The organism is Psychrobacter urativorans (assembly GCF_001298525.1).
Lineage (GTDB): Bacteria > Pseudomonadota > Gammaproteobacteria > Pseudomonadales > Moraxellaceae > Psychrobacter > Psychrobacter urativorans_A.
The window spans coordinates 889,674-910,132 of sequence record NZ_CP012678.1; the positions used below are offsets into that span (position 1 = coordinate 889,674).

19 protein-coding genes and 1 tRNA gene are annotated in these 20,459 nt (G+C 43.3%); 5 read left to right on the top strand and 15 right to left on the bottom strand.

Translation table 11 applies throughout. The annotated features are described in order from the left end of the window. Positions 1–7: 7 nt before the first annotated feature. From rplC to AOC03_RS03870, 7 genes are all read right to left on the bottom strand, one after another. A complete protein-coding gene (gene rplC / locus AOC03_RS03840) occupies positions 8–646 on the bottom strand; it encodes a 50S ribosomal protein L3 (RefSeq protein ID WP_062533677.1) in 639 nt (212 codons plus the stop codon). A gap of 48 nt (positions 647–694) precedes the next feature. Further along, complete coding sequence (gene rpsJ / locus AOC03_RS03845) at positions 695–1,006, bottom strand: 30S ribosomal protein S10 (RefSeq protein ID WP_010196670.1); 312 nt, start codon at positions 1,004–1,006, stop codon at positions 695–697. A gap of 498 nt (positions 1,007–1,504) precedes the next feature. Further along, the gene (locus AOC03_RS03850; RefSeq protein ID WP_062533678.1) at positions 1,505–3,091 is read right to left on the bottom strand and encodes an Rne/Rng family ribonuclease; all 1,587 of its coding nucleotides are present in this window, start codon (positions 3,089–3,091) and stop codon (positions 1,505–1,507) included. A gap of 156 nt (positions 3,092–3,247) precedes the next feature. Then, positions 3,248–3,961: a Maf family protein gene (locus tag AOC03_RS03855; RefSeq protein WP_062533679.1), complete on the bottom strand. Its 714-nt coding sequence runs from the start codon at positions 3,959–3,961 to the stop codon at positions 3,248–3,250. Between the two features lie 85 nt (positions 3,962–4,046). Further along, positions 4,047–4,529 carry a rod shape-determining protein MreD gene (gene mreD, locus AOC03_RS03860; RefSeq protein ID WP_062533680.1) on the bottom strand — a complete coding sequence of 161 codons (483 nt, stop codon included), beginning with the start codon at positions 4,527–4,529 and terminating at the stop codon, positions 4,047–4,049. An 84-nt stretch (positions 4,530–4,613) separates the two neighbouring features. Continuing rightward, entirely contained in the window at positions 4,614–5,459 is an 846-nt protein-coding gene (mreC, locus tag AOC03_RS03865; protein ID WP_062536438.1) for a rod shape-determining protein MreC, read from the bottom strand. A 185-nt stretch (positions 5,460–5,644) separates the two neighbouring features. After that, positions 5,645–6,685: a rod shape-determining protein gene (locus AOC03_RS03870; RefSeq protein WP_062533681.1), complete on the bottom strand. Its 1,041-nt coding sequence runs from the start codon at positions 6,683–6,685 to the stop codon at positions 5,645–5,647. Positions 6,686–7,255: 570 nt separating this feature from the next. Between AOC03_RS03870 and gatC the strand changes: the two genes are divergently transcribed. The 4 genes from gatC (at position 7,256) to AOC03_RS03890 (ending at position 10,884) form a co-directional block, all read left to right on the top strand. Continuing rightward, a complete protein-coding gene (gene gatC, locus AOC03_RS03875; protein WP_062533682.1) occupies positions 7,256–7,570 on the top strand; it encodes an Asp-tRNA(Asn)/Glu-tRNA(Gln) amidotransferase subunit GatC in 315 nt (104 codons plus the stop codon). Positions 7,571–7,636: 66 nt separating this feature from the next. Then, positions 7,637–9,133 (top strand): Asp-tRNA(Asn)/Glu-tRNA(Gln) amidotransferase subunit GatA, encoded by a 1,497-nt coding sequence (gatA, locus tag AOC03_RS03880; protein WP_062533683.1) that lies wholly within the window; start codon positions 7,637–7,639, stop codon positions 9,131–9,133. Then, positions 9,133–10,695, top strand: a complete 1,563-nt coding sequence (gene gatB, locus AOC03_RS03885; RefSeq protein WP_062533684.1) for an Asp-tRNA(Asn)/Glu-tRNA(Gln) amidotransferase subunit GatB — start codon at positions 9,133–9,135, stop codon at positions 10,693–10,695. Before gatA ends, gatB begins: the two co-directional genes overlap by 1 nt. Before the next feature lie 112 nt (positions 10,696–10,807). Beyond that, positions 10,808–10,884: transfer RNA gene (locus AOC03_RS03890), tRNA-Pro, on the top strand. A 79-nt stretch (positions 10,885–10,963) separates the two neighbouring features. On the opposite strand, the gene AOC03_RS03895 is transcribed toward AOC03_RS03890, so the two are convergent. After that, positions 10,964–11,266 (bottom strand): monooxygenase, encoded by a 303-nt coding sequence (locus tag AOC03_RS03895; RefSeq protein ID WP_062533685.1) that lies wholly within the window; start codon positions 11,264–11,266, stop codon positions 10,964–10,966. 141 nt (positions 11,267–11,407) lie between these two features. On the opposite strand from AOC03_RS03895, the gene AOC03_RS03900 reads away from it, so the two are divergent. Beyond that, positions 11,408–12,424, top strand: coding sequence for a DUF1853 family protein (locus tag AOC03_RS03900; protein WP_084785760.1), 1,017 nt, complete (start codon positions 11,408–11,410; stop codon positions 12,422–12,424). Between the two features lie 16 nt (positions 12,425–12,440). On the opposite strand, the gene AOC03_RS03905 is transcribed toward AOC03_RS03900, so the two are convergent. The 7 genes from AOC03_RS03905 to trpB form a co-directional block, all read right to left on the bottom strand. Continuing rightward, on the bottom strand, positions 12,441–12,983 hold the full coding sequence (locus AOC03_RS03905) for a DUF2726 domain-containing protein (RefSeq protein ID WP_062533686.1): 543 nt from the start codon (positions 12,981–12,983) through the stop codon (positions 12,441–12,443). Between the two features lie 138 nt (positions 12,984–13,121). Further along, the gene (locus AOC03_RS03910; RefSeq protein WP_062533687.1) at positions 13,122–14,426 is read right to left on the bottom strand and encodes a LysM peptidoglycan-binding domain-containing protein; all 1,305 of its coding nucleotides are present in this window, start codon (positions 14,424–14,426) and stop codon (positions 13,122–13,124) included. Positions 14,427–14,628: 202 nt separating this feature from the next. Beyond that, on the bottom strand, positions 14,629–15,993 hold the full coding sequence (gene folC, locus AOC03_RS03915) for a bifunctional tetrahydrofolate synthase/dihydrofolate synthase (RefSeq protein WP_062533688.1): 1,365 nt from the start codon (positions 15,991–15,993) through the stop codon (positions 14,629–14,631). Between the two features lie 255 nt (positions 15,994–16,248). Continuing rightward, positions 16,249–17,202 carry an acetyl-CoA carboxylase, carboxyltransferase subunit beta gene (gene accD, locus AOC03_RS03920; RefSeq protein ID WP_062536440.1) on the bottom strand — a complete coding sequence of 318 codons (954 nt, stop codon included), beginning with the start codon at positions 17,200–17,202 and terminating at the stop codon, positions 16,249–16,251. A gap of 240 nt (positions 17,203–17,442) precedes the next feature. Beyond that, a complete protein-coding gene (gene trpA, locus AOC03_RS03925; RefSeq protein ID WP_062533689.1) occupies positions 17,443–18,267 on the bottom strand; it encodes a tryptophan synthase subunit alpha in 825 nt (274 codons plus the stop codon). Between the two features lie 38 nt (positions 18,268–18,305). Further along, positions 18,306–19,049: a hypothetical protein gene (locus tag AOC03_RS03930; RefSeq protein WP_157049282.1), complete on the bottom strand. Its 744-nt coding sequence runs from the start codon at positions 19,047–19,049 to the stop codon at positions 18,306–18,308. Positions 19,050–19,061: 12 nt separating this feature from the next. Next, positions 19,062–20,336, bottom strand: coding sequence for a tryptophan synthase subunit beta (gene trpB / locus AOC03_RS03935; protein WP_227514282.1), 1,275 nt, complete (start codon positions 20,334–20,336; stop codon positions 19,062–19,064). Positions 20,337–20,459: the final 123 nt, after the last annotated feature.

Sequence of the window (20,459 nt, forward strand, 5' to 3'; positions counted from 1 at the left end):
CCCTTGCTTAGGCTTTGACTGACGGACGTACGATGACATCGCCACCGGTGGCACCAGGGATAGCACCCTTGATGACAAGTAACCCTTTTTCAACATCAACCGATATCACTTCTAGGCCTTGAACGGTAACGCGTTTGTTACCCATCTGACCTGGCATTTTTTTGCCTTTGAAGACTTTACCTGGTGACTGGTTTTGACCAGTTGAACCAATGGCACGGTGAGATACTGAGTTACCATGGGTGGCATCTTGCATGCTAAAGTTGTGACGCTTTACGCCGCCTTGAAAGCCTTTACCTTTACTGTTTCCTGTGACATCAACCATCTGACCTTGTTCGAACAAGTCAGCTAGGATCTCACCACCAATTTCACGACCTTCAAGATCGCTATCATTGGCACGAAATTCCCAAACACCACGACCAGCGGCAACGCCGGCTTTAGCGAAGTGACCTTTTTGAGCTGCTGTTACGCGGCTGTCACGACGAGTACCTGTGGTAACTTGGATGGCTTGATAGCCATCTACATCAGTATTTTTTACTTGAGTAATGCGGTTAGCACTGATCTCAACCACTGTTACAGGGATAGATGCGCCTGCTTCAGTGAAGACACGGGTCATGCCGCATTTTTTACCGACTAAACCGATCGCCATTTTAGACCTCTTTATATCTTATATTAATGGGTTGGGTGTTTATGTGCATTAACCCAAAGCAATTTGAACGTCAACACCCGCCGCTAAGTCAAGCTTCATTAGCGCATCCACAGTTTTGTCGGTAGGTTGAACGATGTCAACCATACGCTTATGAGTACGGATTTCGTACTGGTCACGAGCGTCTTTATTTACGTGTGGTGAAGTTAGAACGTTGAAGCGCTCAATGCGAGTCGGCAACGGTACAGGACCACAAACTTGCGCACCGGTGCGCTTTGCTGTATCAACAATCTCTTGTGCTGACTGATCGATTAAGCGATGATCAAAAGACTTAAGACGGATACGGATTCTCTGGTTAGCCATGCCAGCAAGCTCCTAATATGTGCTTTTGCCATCTTTGCAGTGCAATATAATGACGAAAAGCCGTTTGGTTAAAGATTCACTTCAAGCTGCCTTCTGTTCTTAACCAGAATGAGTTCTTTACTGGAACTTATAGCGTGCTAAAAGCAAAATAGTTTAAAGCCCCGCAGACCTTCCGTATTTATATGGATGTCAGCAAAGGCATAATGAAATAGTGCCAGAAACGATGCTCTAGCTGTCATAGCGCTGGCTGTTTGGCCACGCGCTTATAATTCAGTAGTAAATATTATACATAGTATTTCAATGATTGCAAGAGCAATATAGATAAAGAGGTTGATTACGCTAACATTCACGCCACTACTGACATCTCAATCTTTGGGGTTATTTATCTGCTATCTTCATCTTATATTTATAGTAATGAGATGTTATAAATCTTTGAGCCACAATGAACAGTTTATGACTCAATTTTTAATGATGACAGGATGATTTAATAACAATAAATTAATCTAAGACTATGTCATATTGCTCTTGCGTATAAAGGCTTTCGACTTCAAAGGTTATCACCCGCCCTAGTAAGTATTCTAAATCAGCGACGGTATCGGCTTCTGAGGTGAGTAATAAGTCAATCACCGCTGCATGAGCCACGACGGTAAACTTCTTGGGAGAGTTATAGGTACGGGCACAGCGCATGATTTCACGAAATATCTCAAAGCAGACGGTTTCTGCTGTTTTAACAAAACCGCGTCCTTGACAGGTCGAGCACGGCTCACACAATTGCTGCCCTAGCGATTCCCGCGTCCGCTTACGGGTCATTTCAACCAAACCCAGCTCACTGACTTGGGTGATATTAGACTTTGCATAGTCCTGTGCTAGTTGTACTTGCAGACTTTCTAATACATCATCTTTATGCGGTTGTTCAAGCATATCGATAAAATCTAGAATAATAATACCGCCCAAATTTCGTAAGCGCAGTTGCCGAGCGATAGCATGAGTAGCTTCAAGGTTGGTTTTATAGACCGTGTCTTCTAAAGAACGCCCGCCAACAAAAGAGCCCGTATTAACATCAATGGTCGTCATGGCTTCGGTTTGGTCGATGATGAGATAACCACCCGATTTTAAATCAACGCGCCGTTTCAGCGCATCGCGCAAATCTTCCTCGACACGGTGCACATCAAATAGCGCAGGCTCAGCGGTATAATGCACGATGCGATCATAAATAAAAGGCACAAACTCTTTAGCAAAATCGCGCACTTGCGCGTAGATTTGCGCGTTATCAATAATGACCTTTTCAGTATCTCCATGAACCAAGTCACGAATAGAACGCAGCGGTAGAGACAGCTCTTGGTAAATGAGCTGTGAGCTTTTATGATGGTTGATTTCCTGCCTGCGAGCACAAATAGTACGCCAAAGTTGTACGAGGTAGTAAATATCTTCTTCAAGCTTATCTACTGGTACGCGCTCAGCAGCCGTTCGGGCAATGAGTCCACCTTGTAAGTTAACCGTTTGCATTAAGCTGTTCAGTTCAGTCTTGAGACGGCTGCGCTCTTCCTCACCGTCAATGCGCTGAGAGATACCAATATGGTCGCTAGAAGGCAAATAGACCAAATAGCGGGAAGGTAAAGAGATATTGGTGGTCAGGCGCGCGCCTTTACTGCCCAACTGATCTTTGGTAACTTGTACCAATATACGCTGGCTTTCGTGTAGTCGGTGTTGAATCAAGCTTTTGCTGGCAGTAGCAACAATATCCGTACTTTGGGCGTTCACAACTGGCAATACTTCCGGAGCGGCACTAGACACAACGAGAGTATCTTCATCTATACTATCAATTACTTTATTCTTTTTAATGACTGGTGGGCGCGGCTCACGCTGCATATCATTAACGTGTAAAAACGCGGTGCGCGACTGCCCAATATCGACAAAGGCAGCTTGCATCCCCGGTAGCACACGTACGACGGTTCCCAAATATATATTACCCACCAACCCCAACTTGTGGTGGCGCTCAATATAAATTTCGCCCAGTACACCATTATCCAAGACTGCCACACGGGATTCCATCGGACTGACATTAATCAGCAGCTCTTCAGACATAGTGCCTCTTCTCTATTATCATATTGCTTATTGAATCATTATGAATCGTTACTAATGACGTTAATAATCTAATCGTAGCCTAGTGTAGCAAACACACGATAACTCTGCCCACTATCCTGCCGTGTCATTATGTATTTTATGCTTTTGGCTTACCTTTTATGGTTCGATAGCATTATTAACTTTAGTAGCATGGTTAATTAATGCCAGCGTTTGCGATAATGGTAGCCCAACGACATTCGTATAGCTGCCATTAATACGCGTTACCCATGCGGCAGCTAAGCCTTGGATGCCATAACCGCCCGCTTTATCAGCAGGCTCACCACTGTCCCAATAAGACGCCATCATACCCGATGTTAAAGGGATAAAGGTAACATCGGTACGTTCAATAATTTGCTGTTGCCAAACTATCTGTAACGCCATCGTATCGGCATTGCTTACGTGGTCATTATCACTAGAGGTATCTATTGGGGTTAATATGACTTGCGTTGCTTGCACCGCTGTCCATACTTGATGGGTATTGTCAGACATTTGCTGCCACATACTATAAGCATGATTGCGATCTGTGGGCTTGACGAGAACGGTCTTACCGTCTGATAGCACGCCTATGGTGTCCGCTGTTAAAATTATAAAAGGCGTATTAACGGGTGGAGAAAGGGTGCATGGCGTAGACAGACTGTTTTTATACTCTTCATTTAATTTGGTAATAGCGGCTATCGCTTTGGTAGCGACCATACGCTGAATATAGTCTGTAGGGCTTTCATCATCGTATGGGGTTTCATCAATATCAACGCTCATAATAGTAAACTCTAGCTGCGCAGTAGCAAGCATTTCACGGCGACGAGGCGAACCAGACGCTAATATGATGTTCATTACGATTCTCTTATCTAAGTAAATTTATTATAGGAGGTCTTTTTAGTGCATCTATTTTAGAAGATAGACGGCTAGAAATAAGCTACTAAGTGAAACGGCGTAAGACTAGGTACAACAGCGGCCAGCTGATAATACTGACGAGTAAGGGTAAGGCTGATGGTATGGCAAATGAATCTTGTGTCATTAGCTGTAATAACCAGAGACTGAGTTGAAATGCTACTAATCCTAGTATCGCCATGAACCATGCCGAAACCATAGTTAATGATTTAATATACACGCCAGTCTTTTGCATGACTAAGGTGACCATCACGGCAGCAAAGGCGTGCTGACCTAAGCGCGTATCCATGAGTAAGTCTATAACCACACCAATAGTAAATGCCGTAAAAATACCAACATACCGCGGTTGGAACAATAACCAAAAAATCAGTACCATAATCATCAGCATTGGATGCAAAGAGGCTATATGTGGACTGAGCGGATAAACACTGAGCGCTGAGGCGATGATAAAGCTTAGAAAAATGACGATCGGCAACCTGCCCGTTGTGTACTCAAAGTTAGAATGCGCCATAAATGCTTACCTTAACCATGATTATGCGGCGACTACGATACTGTATATTTGATATATATATATTTGATACTGTATCTTTAGCGATCATTGATGTTCAGCGTCTGTCATTTTATCTTGTAAGATTAATACATACGCATTATCAATAAAATTGGCAGCAGGTGACACATCAATGCTTCTAAAGTTATCTGCTTGAGTATCTTTGACACGCGCAATGCGCCCAACCCGATAACCTGCGGGAATCCGACCACCAAGACCGGAAGAAATCAGCTCATCGCCCACACGCACATCTGAGCTTTTAAACACATAGTTGAGCCTTAAAGCCGTTGGTAACCCTTTACCGGTGACAATACCTCGCTGACCGGTACGCTTGACTATCACTGCGACCGATTGCTGCTCATCTGTGATTAACATTAAGCGACTGGTATTGGGATAAACCGTAATTATTTGCCCAAGAATGCCCGACTCATCAATGACGGTCTGCCCGACTTGTACCCCGTCCTTTGTGCCTTTATTTAGCACCAAAATTTGTTTAAGTGGATTGGCATCCGTACCGATAACTTGTGCCAAATTTAGGTCAAACTGTTCCGTCGTGGTGGTTGATAGAATACCTTGCAAGCGCACATTTTGCGCCAAGATATAGTCTTGTTGCTGTAGACTGGCTTGGGCGTGCATCAACTGCGACTTGAGCTGGACATTTTCACGGCGCAAGGCTTCTTTTGATTGCATACTGCCACTTGCCCAATGCTCAGCGTAACTGGGCAATAAAGATAGCTCATAAATAGGCTGCGTCGCGGCGTGACTGATAGTGCGGATGGGATTGAACCATTCTGGATTTTTGCTATCCATCCACATCAGTAGCACTGCCATTATTAATACAATGATCGTGGTTCGAAATGGTAAAGATTGGCGAGCAAACATACTTGGCGTCATAAGATGGCTAATATAATCAGTACCCAACATTGGGGTTTCTGGAGTTTAAAACATCGAACGTTAACTATAATAACGTCATCAATCATTTGTTATTAATGACGCTATCATTATTTATCCGTACCACAACAGGCAGTTTTTTGACGGTCTTTATCTCTATGTAAAAAATACTTAATCTTTACAAACGCCTATACAAATATTGTATTAAGGCTGTTGTTATTGATAAAGTTAAGCGCTTGACCGGCACCACGGCTCACACAAGTCAGCGGATCTTCGGCGACACTAACCGGCAATCCAGTTTCTTTTGATATAAACTTGTCTAAATCACGCAGTAAAGCGCTACCACCGGTTAGGACAATACCACGCTCGGCAATATCTGAAGATAACTCAGGTGGCGTTTCTTCTAATGCCGATTTGATGGCATTAATAATACCATTTAGTGGATCACGTAAAGCGGTATGAATGTCCGCTGAATTGACCATTAATGTTTGAGGCATACCATCTGCAATGCTACGTCCGCGCACTTCCACTTCTATTTGCTGACGCCCATCATTAATCGCAGTGCCCACTTCTTGTTTGACGCGCTCAGCGGTCGCTTCACCAATCACGCAACCATGACTACGACGAATGTAAGTAATAATCGCCTCGTCAAACATATCGCCACCGATACGAATAGACTGCGCATACACACAGCCTGATAGCGCAATGACCGCAATTTCAGTCGTGCCGCCACCAATATCAACAATCATTGAACCGCTGGCTTCATGAACTGGCAACCCTGCCCCAATGGCGGCTGCCATCGGCTCTTCTAACAGCAATACTCTGCTCGCCCCTGCTGATAATACCGCGGCACGAATGGCTTTGCGCTCAATCATCGTTGATTTATAAGGCACACAAACCACTACTTTCGGCTGTGACAAAAAACGCTTGGCTTTTACTTTAATAATAAAGTGTTTTAGCATCTGCTGAGTCACATCAAAGTCGGAAATCACGCCGTCTTTTAGTGGTCGAATAGCGGTAATATTAGCCGGCGTGCGCCCTAGCATTTGCTTCGCATCAACACCGACCGCCGCAATGGTAGGATTTTGCATGTGACTGGTACGCAGCGCAACGACGGTAGGTTCGTTCAATACCACACCTTTATTAGGAATAAAAATTAAGGTATTGGCAGTACCAAGGTCGATTGCGATATTATTTGATAAAAATCCAAACAGGTTCATGTCTAATATATCCAGCGTCTTACAGATAAGGCGAATGAGAGATTTGAGGCATTACGCGTCAGCGTCTATTAGGTCAGCGTTGGACGCTCATCGCAGCCATAATATACCTGCGTAACCAGTCGAACCTAAACGTTAATGGTAAAAATGGACTAAATTATACCGACTTAGGGCAGAAAAACATAGGTCTTTACCTAGCGAAGTCCCGTTACTTTTTATAAACGTCCCCATTAATTATAAAATGCTGACTGACATGAGCTCACAATCTTTAATGGGATTCTATCATTTTACTAAGAACTTGATTTACCTCTTAAAATGGCAAAACTCAGCTCATGCCTGTTCGCTACTATGTCAAGTTAAGGCTGCCGTAAGGTGCAATGTTTGTGCAGCAATCGTACGTCATGCTCTGTAAACTTGGGTCAGATGCTTTATAATAAGTTATTAATCGTTTTAAAGTGGTTATGAGCTGATAAACAGCTTTAGCGTTGTAGAATATTTTTGTGCCACATTCTAAGTTTGAAACTCTCAGCTTAAAAATCTAAGTTTAAATTCTAATAAATACTGTCCTACAGTGGAGAAATTATGTCACAACAACCGTCAACGACTGACAGTAGTGTTAGCCGTCAAGAAATCCTCGTCGTTGCTAATCTAGCACGATTGGGTGTCGATGCAGATACCGCTGATAGTTATGCCAGTGACATCAGCAAAATACTGGCCTTAATGCAAACCTTATCCAGTGTCGATACCACTGGTTTGACGCCATTGGCTAATATTCATGAGGCTTGCCAAGAATTACGGGCTGACGTTGCCAATCATGATATCAACCGCGAGCGCAATCAGTCGATGGCACCAGCAGTTGAGCAAGGTTTATACTTAGTGCCGCAAGTGATTGAGTAACCAAGCGCCAATCTCAACTCTTTTAGTCTTATCTTATGCAGTTAACATTTTGACGGACGACCCCTTATGTCTGAGTTACATCATTTAAGTACCGAGCAGCTGATTGCGGGCTTACAAGACAAACAATTTAGCAGCCTTGAGCTGACTGAACATTTTATTAAGCGTATTGATGCGCTAGATGGCAAGATTAATAGCTTTATTACCCATACTTCTGAGACGGCTCGCGCCCAAGCGCAAGCAGCGGACGAAATGCGTGCGCAAGGCGATATGCGTCCTTTACTTGGCGTACCGATGGCGCATAAAGATATCTTTTGTACTCAAGGCGTGCTGACCACTTGTGGCTCAAAAATGCTGCATAATTTTATTTCACCGTATGACGCCACCATCGTGACCAATATCGATAACGCTGGCATGATTAGCCTTGGTAAGCTCAATATGGATGAGTTCGCTATGGGCTCTGACAATAGCAGCTCTTATTATGGGTCGGTACAAAATCCGTGGAATCTTGAGCACGTACCGGGTGGCTCATCGGGTGGTAGCGCGGCGGCAGTAGCGGCAGGTTTTGTTCCGGTTGCAACCGCGAGTGATACAGGTGGCTCGATTCGTCAACCGGCATCATTTTGTGGTTTGACGGGTATTAAACCCACTTATGGTCGCGTCTCACGCTTTGGGATGATTGCTTATGCGTCAAGTCTAGACCAAGCAGGCAGCGTTGGTCGTAGTGCGAAAGATTGCGCTTATTTATTGCAGCCTATGATTGGTCATGACCCACGTGATGCAACCTCTATTAAATATGATATGCCAGATTATGTGCAAGATATGAATGACGCAGTGGCAAAAGCAGGTGATAAACCACTTGCTGGATTGCGCATTGGGGTGGCAAAAGAGTATTTCGGTGAAGGCTTAAATGCCGAAGTGAATCAATTGGTACGCGCTGCATTACAGCAATATGAAACGCTTGGTGCAACGATTGTGGAAGTCAATATCACTGACCCAGAAATCACCCTTGCCACTTATTATATGCTAGCGCCTGCGGAAGCCTCATCAAACCTATCGCGCTTTGATGGCGTACGCTTTGGCTATCGCTGTGAAAATCCAACAGACTTAACCGACTTATATACACGCTCACGCTCTGAAGGCTTTGGTCCTGAAGTACAGCGCCGTATCTTGATGGGTACTTATGCCCTGTCCGCAGGTTACTTTGATGCTTATTACACCAAAGCGCAAAAGATTCGCCGTATTATTGTCAAAGATTTTGCCGATGCCTTTGCCAACTGTGATGTGATTGCCAGTCCAACCGTGCCAACGGCTGCGTATAAGCTGAGCGAAAATTTAGATTCTGCGTCTATGTACCTAGGCGATGTATATACGATTGGGGTGAATCTTGCTGGTCTGCCTGCACTTAGTCAACCTGTTGGTTTAACAGAAAGTGGCTTACCCGTTGGTTTACAACTGATTGGTCAACATTGGTGTGAGAGCCAACTGCTCACCACCGCGCATTTATTCCAACAGCACACTGACCATCATCTACAACACTCTGCCATCGCCAAGGAGACGGTATAATGAATGCAGTAACGAGCAGTAACCATACCGTGCGTCGCGAGCTATTCGTTGACGGTTATGAAGTGGTCATCGGCATTGAGATTCACTGTCAGTTGAATACCGAAAGTAAAATATTCTCAAGTGCACCGACTGACTTTGGTCATGAGCCAAACAGCCAAGCCAGTATTGTCGACTTAGGATTACCGGGCGTTTTACCCGTGCTCAATGTGGGCGTGGTTGAACGCGCCCTCAAATTCGGCATTGGCGTGAATGCTGAGCTGGGTTTATTTAACACCTTTGATCGTAAAAACTATTTTTATCCCGATTTACCAAAAGGGTATCAAATTACCCAAATGGCAAACCCTATCGTCGGTGAAGGCTATATCGATGTTGTGGTGAATGAAGGCGAGAAAAACGAATACCCTAAACGCATGGGCATCACGCGCGCGCATTTAGAAGAAGATGCGGGTAAATCGGTACATGATGCTGTCGAAGGCATGACTGGCGTCGACCTTAACCGCGCGGGCACGCCTTTGATTGAAATCGTCTCTGAGCCGGATATGCGTTCTGCTGCCGAGGCGCTTGCCTATATTAAAGCCATTCATCAGTTGGTCACTTGGCTTGGTATCTCCGATGCGATTATGGCAGAAGGCTCATTCCGCTGTGATTGTAACGTCTCTATCCGCGAGCCTGGTGCTGAATTGGGCACGCGTACTGAGCTAAAAAACTTAAACTCATTCCGTAACATTGAGCGCGCTATTAACCGCGAAATTGAGCGTCAAATCGACATCATCGAAGATGATGGCAAAGTTCTGCAAGCAACAATGCTCTATGATCCAGAGCGCGATGAAACTCGTGTGATGCGTACCAAAGAAGACGCCAACGACTATCGCTATTTCCCTGACCCTGACTTGCTACCGGTGCGCATTGAGCAGCATACCGTTGATAGCATTCGCGCAGCGATGCCTGAGTTACCAGTTGCCCGTCGTGCGCGTTTTGAAGAAGCATTTGGTCTATCAGAATACGATGCGCGTATCTTAACTGGCAGCCGTCAGCTTGCTGATTATTTTGAAGCTGTCGTCGCTGAGATTGGTCAACAAGATGCGAAGATGGCTGCTAACTGGGTCATGGGCGACTTGCTAGCTCTTTATAATAAATATGACAAAGACTTTTCATCAGAGTTTGTCTCTCCTCAATTTCTTGGAGAATTATTAACAGCGATTATAAGTAAGAAAAATCCGTTAGGAGTAAAAGATGCCAAGAAAATACTTATTACTGCTTTTGAGGATAAGGCACTCAAAACATATTCTACAACTTACAAATTTTCTTACGAGATTGAATATGTTGAAGGTGATAATATACAAACAATAATTGAAAAAAATAATATGCAACAGGTGACCGATACGGGCGCAATCAAAGCCATCGTTGAAGAGGTCATCGCTAAGAATGCAGTGATGGTCGAAGAATATCGCGGCGGTAAAGAAAAAGCCTTTAACGGTTTGGTCGGTCAAGTGATGAAAGCCAGTCGCGGCAGTGCCAATCCGCAACAGGTCAATCAAATCTTAAAAGAGCTGTTGGGTTAGTAAATAAAGTTAACAATAAATACTGACTATTGAGCGTAAACATTCAGCAATAGACATACGCAACAATTAACCCTTGCAATATGTACGATTTTGCGTAAAATAGTCAGTCATTCGGGGCGTAGCGCAGTCTGGTAGCGCACTACACTGGGGGTGTAGGGGTCGCAGGTTCGAATCCTGCCGTTCCGACCAAACATAGTAGTAATACAGAAAAGCCAGCCATTGAATTCAATGGCTGGCTTTTTTATACTTAATTATTCTTTATTCAGTATTACAAAGACGCTTTGGTAATCGCACTTAGTGATTCATTAATGATGAATACTTTGGATTTAATGTCTTTGAAACCAAATGAAGTCAGTCTTTGGGTATGCTTCTCTAAATATCTGTTGGCATCCTCTAAATTATCAAATACATAAATACCGCCCGCTTCTTGCGTCTCTTCGTTTTCTGTCCATAGTTTATAGACCAGACCGTTCTCGGTTGCAATATCTTCGGCCAGCTCTTTCATGGCGTCAAAAAACGCACTGCCAAAAGGTCCGCTATAAGGAAAGTCGATTTGCAAAAGATATTTCATTTTTTAACCCTCATTGTTATTGAATAGTTGGCAAAATACATGCTGCCAGATGATTACAATCTTAACATATTACGATTGCCTATAGACTTTTAGCCAGTGAGACGCTAGGGTAAATACTGTATATCTACTTTGGTTTGACCTATGTCTGAGCTTAAGACTCCAAGTACTGAAACTCTCGCAACTCATGCACCTTGGGAAACTTACCGGCGACCTTACGTACGTGATTTGGCGTATGTACTTGCATGCCCTAACGTATTGACGGAGTGGTTAGATGTTGCACCGCACCAAAACACCCATACAGTGTCGGTACATAGTGCAAGCTTTTGGCAACAGCAATTTGAGGAATATCAGCAGCGTTTAAAAGAGCTGGATACCACCAATGACTATCAGGCGCTGACCCGCTACTTATTAAAACGTCCTAGTCCCAATCGCTTAGGTTTTCACTTTGAGGGATTATTATCATTCTGGCTAGAGGATGGCTTTGCACGCAAGTTGCATCTATACGAGATACTGGCAAGCAATGTGCAATTATATTGTGGTAAGCAAACGTCTGGAGAGTTAGATTTAGTTTTGTATAACCATCAAGAGCAGCTCATTGAACATTGGGAATTGGCAATTAAGTTCTTTATGGGATCAGCGCCATTTGCACCGGTGAATTGGGTCGGTATCAATTCCAATGATAATTTACAGCGTAAAATGACGCATATGCAAACCAAGCAATTTTGTACGTTAGCGGTAGATACCAAAAATCACGGTCACGTTATTATTGATAAACGTTATGCAGTGATAAAAGGGCGGTTCTTTTTACCGATGACCAATGATACTTTCGCTTATCCTGATTGGTTTACGCCAAGCTTTCCACTGCATCGCTGGCTGGCTGCTCCGAATAGTCAAAACAACCAAATAGCTCAAAATCAGGGTCAAACTGAGGATATTGGCGAGCCATTGACTGATATTATCGCTATCCGCCAAGCGCATTACATTGAATGGTTTACTCAGCGTAATTTTTATAATAAAGAAGATAATAAGGTGTCGCCTACTATAGCGACTTTGCCGCAAGGACTATATTTTGTCCAACGGTCTTCTCAAGAACGCTATGAACCTGTTGTGATTTTGCAAACTGCGGTCAATACTGAGAAAAATAGCGTGAAGGATTAAGTCAATAAACTCAGTTTTAGTAAGTTTCAATCACTTGCATCAGCTCATGTCTGAGCATCGCAGCACTGGGCATGCGCTCGGCATGAAAGCGCACAATAGGAATACCCGCACTAGCAAGCGCCTTATCTTTTTTATCATCTGCTTTTTGCCGTGCCTTACTATTATGTGTCCAATCATCAAGCTCAATCGCCACTAATGTGGTCTGCGCGTCGCTATCCACAATCACGTAATCCACACTTTGGCGGCAAATGCGATTAAACCAAAAGCTACGCTCAGAGGCTTCATCACTATTGCCGGTAATCAGGCGTGAGAGTTGGACTTGTACAAAGATATGGTATTCAGGCAGTGCCTTTTTAAGCTTATCAAAAAACAACACTTCGGTATCGGTCATAATAGGTATGGGTGAAAATGGCCAAATAGCAAGCTCATCACCGCGCACAGGTTGGGAATTTGGCTCTACATTTTTAATAACAGACTGAGATTCAGAGGTGGGTTTTGGCATCACAATGAGCCATAAAAAAATAATGGCAAATAATAAAAATACGATACCAACTAACATGGTTTTACCTTATAAAAATGAGACAAGATTGATAGGCCATAACGCACAAAACACGACTATAAAGGTCGTGTTCTGAAAAAATATACATTGATATCAAAGACAGTCGCTATCTCATTGAAGCATTAGTACCAACGTTTATTACCAATAAAGAACCCACGCACTGGTGGTATTCACATCAGGATCGCTATTTACTTTATCTTTTAATGCCAACGCTGCTATCTTACCGCGCTCAGGTCCAACGACGACACGGACACCGCGACTGGTTTTACTGGTTTTGACTTGATAACCTGCGGATTTAAATTTCTTAGCCAGCTCATCAGCTGATGCTTGATTGGTTGCTAAGGCAACTTGTACCCCGAAGCTGCCTTTGGCATCGGTCTCTTTGACTTCTTTACGGGCGGCGCTCAGTTTTTTTTGGGCATCATTTTTTGCATCAGCGGATTTTTTAGCCAACGCCTCTTCTTTTTTACGTTTTTCAGCGCGTGATTTCTCAGCAACAGCGGCTTCACGTTCTAGACGTTCAATCTGCTTACGTGAAGGCACGGTCAATACTTGTCCGATCTGCAAAGTTGCCGACGGCGCAATATTATTCGCTTGCGCTAATGCCGCCACAGAAACGTTATATTTTCTTGCCAATTTTAATAAGCCATCACCGCTTTCAACGGTATAACCAACCGCTGATTTCGGTGGAGATTTTTTGTCATCTTTGCTAGCCGCTTTGTCTTCATTTTTCTTTTTTTGTTCAGCAGCTGCTTTTGCGTCGGCTTTTTTCTTTGCAGTATTTTCTTGTTTTTTGGCTTCGGCTTTCTTTTTAATATCTTCTTGTTTTTTAGCTTCAGCTTTCTTTTTAGCATCTTCTTGTTTTTTGGCTTCAGCTTGCTTTTTAGCATCTTCTTGCTTTTTGGCTTCAGCCTGTTTTTTAATATCGGCTTGCTTTTTAACTTCTTGCTGCTGAGTTTTCTGCGTCTCATTATCAGGTTTTTTGGTGGTAGTTGCAGGAGGAGTGACCGTATCATTAGGTCGCGGCTGTAATTTCGGATAGGTCAGATCATTTGGTCCAGTTTTTGGACTATCACTAGTTTCTGCAGCTGACTTGCTATTGGCATTACTATTAGCAGTATATTGCTGATTCTCAGTACGCGCTTTTGCCAACGCCTGCGATTCTGCACTTGCTTGCTCTTCTAAAAATAACCCAGCACGTTTTTCTTGCTCCGCTACCCGCAACGCGCGTTCTTTTTGTTTTTGTGCCAAGATACGTTTTTCAGTTTCAATATCTATGGTCAAAGGCATGGACGCCATATTATCAGTAGCAGATTTATCCACGATGGCGGGTGTTAGTACTTTATCGTCACTCGAACCGAGCTGTTGCACCATAGCCGATAGCATAACGATGCCACCTATAATCATTCCGATGCCCAATAAGGCTTGTCTCGAAAAATTCATTCGTTCACGTCTCTTAGTTGGTCATACGGTTGCTTGATGGGCGCGGCTGAAATCTATTTATATTAATACGCAAAGATTGATACGTAGAAGCCAGATTAATTTTGCGTTAATAGGCTGATTATAAGATATATTTTTCACGCTGTCTGCTATCGTACGGTTGTTAATCAGTTTATTATTACTATTAAAAATCTTACGATGAATATTAGTGCGCCTCAAGAGTGGAGAGTGCCTCACCAATCGTATGAAAAGAACCGCAAACTACGATTAAATCTTGTGGCTGACTGTTATCAATTACGGTATGAGTCGCTTGTTGTAAATCAGAAAACACCTGTATATGAGCAGGGTCAACATGAGCGGATAACGCATTTTGTAATTGTTCGATAGTCGCTGCGCGTGGATGGTCAATTTCTGCGATAAACCAATTGCTAATCGGTAACTGTGGATCGCTTAAGCTTTGGACGACCATCTCAATGTCTTTATCCCCTAACATTGAAAACAGCATTTTAATCGTGCCTGTCTTCTTGTTGGGTTGATTGTCTGGTTGACTGCTAATGTGTTGCTGCCAAAGTGGCACGAGCTGGGCTAATAAGAAATTGACGCCTTGCTCATTATGCGCGACATCAAACAACCAATGACGGTCGGCAAGCTCACGAGCATCAAAACGCCCTGCTAACTTCACCGTCTGTAATGCGTTCTCAATAGCTGAGATATCAACGTTAAGCGGACTTGCCAGCACCGCTGATAATGCATTAGCGGTATTTATTAACGACAATGCTGGGCGTGGCAGCTGTAACGTCACCGCGGCATTACTATATTGCCATATCTGCGTATCTTCTATGTGATAACTAAAATTCTGACCGACTTGATAACAGGTGGCATGATGTGTCTTAATCAGCTGCTGTACGCTATTGGGCATTTCAGTGTCACCATAAATTAAGGTAATACCATCACGTAAAATACCTGCTTTTTCCGCACCAATAGCCTCAACATTATCACCTAGCCAATCGACATGGTCGATGCCAATATTGGTAATCACTGCCATATCAGGGTCAATAATATTAACGACATCCAAGCGTCCACCTAGCCCCACTTCTAATACCCAAACGTCACAATCCGCTTCGGCAAATATCAGCAGTGCCGCCAGTGTCGTCATCTCAAAAAACGATAAGGTTAACTCACACTGTAACCGTGCATCTTCAACCTTGCTAAAAGCAGCAATCAAGGTCTCGTCGCTGACCATGTCGCCATTAATACGCACGCGCTCATTAAAACAGCTGAGATGCGGTGATTGATACAAAGCCGTTTTATAACCTGCGGCTTGACACATGGCGCTAATAACGGCGGTCGTCGATCCCTTACCATTAGTGCCTGCGACGGTGAACACATAAGCATCATCTTTCGCTGATTGCACCACCCCTAAATACTCAGCCACTGGCAATACACGCGATAATCCCATATCAATAGCAGACACGTGAATTTGCTGCATATAATCCAACCATTCAGTCAGACTAGACTGGCTATTTGGAGTATCGGTCGTAGCGGTATTAGAAGATAAAGATGCAAACATGAATAAAACCTATAGTAAAGAGTATGACATTATTAAAAATTAGGGTTAAAAGGTGGGCTATTAAAACTAAATTAACACTCAAATAAGCACGTAGACCAGTGTATAACAAGCGTGCTAAAAACCAAAGTCGAAAACCAAAAATAGCATTTACCATCCATTGACGATAAATGCTATTCGATTGCTTATTCATTACCTATTTTATTAATAAAGCCAAATTAAATAAGCAACAAAGCATTAAAAACCAAGCTTCAAAAACTAAGCTTCTACGTTCGGTTGGCTGCATAATTTTGCCAATAAACGATAAATGGTATCAATCAGTTGATGACGATGCACCACTTCATCCACCACACCATGCTCTAATAAGAACTCAGCACGTTGGAACGGTTCTTCTAATGTCTCGCGGACGGTTTGCTCAATCACGCGCTTACCGGCAAAGCCAATCATCGCTTTTGGCTCGGCTAAGTGAATATCACCAAGCATAGCAAGAGATGCCGTTACACCACCGTAAACAGGATTGGTCAATACCACGATGTAAGGAATACCCGCGATACGTAAACGCTCAATAGCAGCTGCGGTACGTGCCATTTGCATTAACGAGAGCAAGCCCTCTTGCATACGTGCACCACCAGATGCCGCAAAGCAAACCAAAGGTTTATGTTCAGCAAGGGCTTTTTCTGCTGCTTGTACAAAACGGTCACCGACCACCGAACCCATTGAACCACCCATAAAGCGGAAGTCAAAGGCACAAGCTACGATATCAAGGTTACGCAATTTACCGTACATGACGACTAATGCTTCAGTTTCGCCCGTTTTGGTTTGCGCTTCCTTCATACGTACAGGATAAGGCTTACTGTCCACAAATCTTAGTGGATCTTTGGCAACGAACTCTTGCCCAAGCTCACCATCTACTTGACTTAAAAGCCACTGCAAACGCTCACGCGCGCTCATTGGCAAGTGATGGTCACAATGCGGGCAGACATAACAGTTAAAAATCAACGCCGTATTGGTAATCATCGAATGACAGCTGCTGCATTCAGTTGATGGTTCGGTCTCTACCGCAGTCAGCGGCGCGGTCAAATGCTGTTTAACACCCGGTACCGCACGGTTGAACCATGAAGTGCTCGCGGGTTTGGCACTACCTACAGCAGTGGTCGCTTGCTCGGTTTGGGTATCAGGTTTTTCTATAGTATCAGTCATATTATTCGCCATCATCAAAGGCTTATTGGCAAGTTCGCTCATTCACTTGTCGCTTAGAGTTAGTTTGGGAATCAAAATCAATCATAACATGAGCGGTTATGAGGCACGCTTGCGCGTAGTTTATCACTATATCTATGTCATATTAGTTTACATACGTAAACTAAAATTAGCAAAGCCATTCAACATTATTATAGTTATTGCTGACTTTGCTACTCTGATAATAAAGCCGCTATAGTTATAAATGTGATAATGCTACGCGCTTAAGCTGTCTAAAGCTTCACGTAACTCGTCCATTTTTGCCATAATTTTTTGCTGAGCAATGGCAATCGCCGCATTATCATGAGCGTCTATAGTCGCAAAATGCTCGACCAACGCGCTGCCAACAATCACGCCATCGGCATGCGCACCAATCGCTTTCGCCGATGCACCATCACGAATCCCAAAACCAACACATACTGGCAAATCAGTTTCGGCTTTGATCGCTTTTACATGGTTCGCCACATCATCGGTATCTAGCGTGGTTGAGCCAGTTACGCCTTTTAGCGATACGTAATAAATATAACCGCCACAATGCGTCAATACTTGCTGACGACGCTCCGCCAACGTGGTTGGGGACAATAAGAAAATCTCATTCATAGAATGGTCAGTTAAATGCTGAGTAAAGCTACCCGCCTCGCTTGGCGGTAAATCAACCATCAAAATACCATCAACGCCTGACTGCTCACACAGCGCGACAAAATTATCATAACCAATAATTTCAACAGGATTGAGATAACCCATCAAAATAATGGGCGTTTGCGTGTCTTTAGTGCGGAATTCTGCAACCATTTTTAAGGCATCACGGGTACTGGTACCAGCTGCCAACGCACGCTCAGCAGCAAGAGCTACCGTTGGACCATCCGCCATTGGGTCTGAAAATGGTAGACCAATCTCAATCATATCTGCGCCATGCTTCACTAAGTCGTGTAGCAAATTAACGGTAACGCTCGGATTGGGGTCACCTGCCATAAAATACGGAATGAGGGCTTTTTTATTTTGTGCTTTTAAGGTTGCAAATGTGTTTTCAATTCGGGTCATAGTGGTCTCTTTAGTTATCTATCTCTTCAGATAAATTATTATTCAAATTTTATATTAATAATAGTATTGCCGTCTTGACCTTTAACTAACCATGCTCCATTCATAACCATTTCTAGTTCATTAAAACTCGATAGTACCTGTTCTTGTTTAACAGTATTACCTTTATAGACCGTTTTAATAACTTTATTAGCTATAGACAAGTAAGTCTTACAGATTAGTTTACTATGCTCTTCAAGAGTCAGCTTAAGGTCAATCTCATTGCTTTCATTATTTTTATGATTAAAATATGTCAGCTTATAGTCTTCAAACTGCACTCTAACAGGTACAAACATTTCTGTTTCTTCATTACTTTGGGAAATATAGTTAATACTATGAGCACCCAGTTTATGACGAGCTTGCGTTATTGATAAATCGTTAAACTCTCGTTTTACTACTTTAGGGTCTGGACACTTAAACAATTTGAATATATGTAATATAGCTTGCTGCTGCTGATAAACTGCATTCAACACTCCATACAATCTCAGATACTTCTCACCCAAATCATTGTATTTAGTAGGACCTGATAAACCATACTTTAGAAAGCTTTTCAAAGCCTCATTAGAATCTTCTAAAATATCCTCAGAAGCAATAATTTCGTTCCAATCATTCTTCGCATTCAACTTAAATTTTTGTTGTGCAAAGCCTAAGAAGTCATCGGTTTCTTTAGAAAAAACCTGCTCCCTTGTAAACTTAATAAACATATCGTTTATTAAGTTTACTAAATCCACCATATCTGTCTTCAAAAAAACATCCCTTTAAAACTCAATACCTTCCGCTTTCATAACAGAATGCAAATCCTTATCGCCACGACCTGACATATTGACGATGATGGTTTGATCAGGCGTCATCGTTTTAGCAAGTTTAAGCGCATAAGCAACAGCATGAGCAGACTCTAGCGCAGGGATAATACCTTCTTTACGCGTGGCTTGATGGAAGCCTTCTAATGACTCTTTATCGGTACAACCAACATATTCGACGCGCTTCATATCTTTTAAGAAGCTATGCTCAGGACCTACGCCCGGGTAATCCAGTCCGGCTGAGATAGAATGGGTTTCTTGAATTTGACCGTCATCATCTGCCATCAAATAAGTACGATTGCCATGTAAAACACCGATGCGTCCTGCAGCAAGTGGCGCAGAGTGACGACCGGTTTCGATACCATCACCTGTGGCTTCGACGCCATACATTTTCACGTCAGTATCGTTTAAGAAGTCAAAGAACAGACCAATAGCGTTAGAGCCACCGCCAACACAAGCTACCAACGCATCTGGTAATTTACCGGTTCTTTCTAAATGCTGAATGCGCGCTTCTTTACCAATAATCGCCTGAAAATCACGGACGAGCAATGGATAAGGATGCGGACCGGCAACCGTACCAATAATATAATAGGTGGTATCGACGTTAGTAACCCAATCGCGCATCGCTTCGTTCATGGCGTCTTTGAGCGTGCGTGAACCAGAAGTGACGGGCACAACGGTTGCACCCAATAAGCGCATACGATAGACGTTCATCTTTTGGCGCTCAACGTCGTCAGCACCCATATAAACGATACATTCTAGTCCCAAACGCGCGGCAATCGTTGCTGTCGCAACGCCATGTTGCCCTGCGCCCGTTTCAGCAATAATGCGTTTTTTGCCACACATTTTAGCCAATAATGCCTGACCAATCGTATTATTTACTTTATGTGCACCCGTGTGATTCAGGTCTTCACGTTTAAAATAAATCTGCGCACCGCCAATCTCATCACTCAAACGTTTGGCATGATATAGCGGCGTTGGGCGACCGACATAATTGACCAAATCGGTATGGTATTCTTCCCAAAAAGCAGGATCGGCTTTCACTTTGGTATATAACGCTTCCAACTCTTCTAACGCTGCCATCAAAGTTTCTGACACAAAGCGTCCGCCATGAACGCCAAAATGCCCGCGAGCATCAGGAAACTGGTTAAAGTCGGCGACGTTTTTTGGATTGGTCAAGGTATTGATAGTCTGTGCAGTTGCTTCTGGGGCTTTATTCTCGGCATGACTCATGATAATTCCTACGATAAGTGGTATTTTTTAATTAAAATTAAGAATGGGATAAAAACAAGAAATAACAGAATACAGGGTAAAACAGAAAATTCGGAATGACTGACAGCTAAAGACAGATAATGT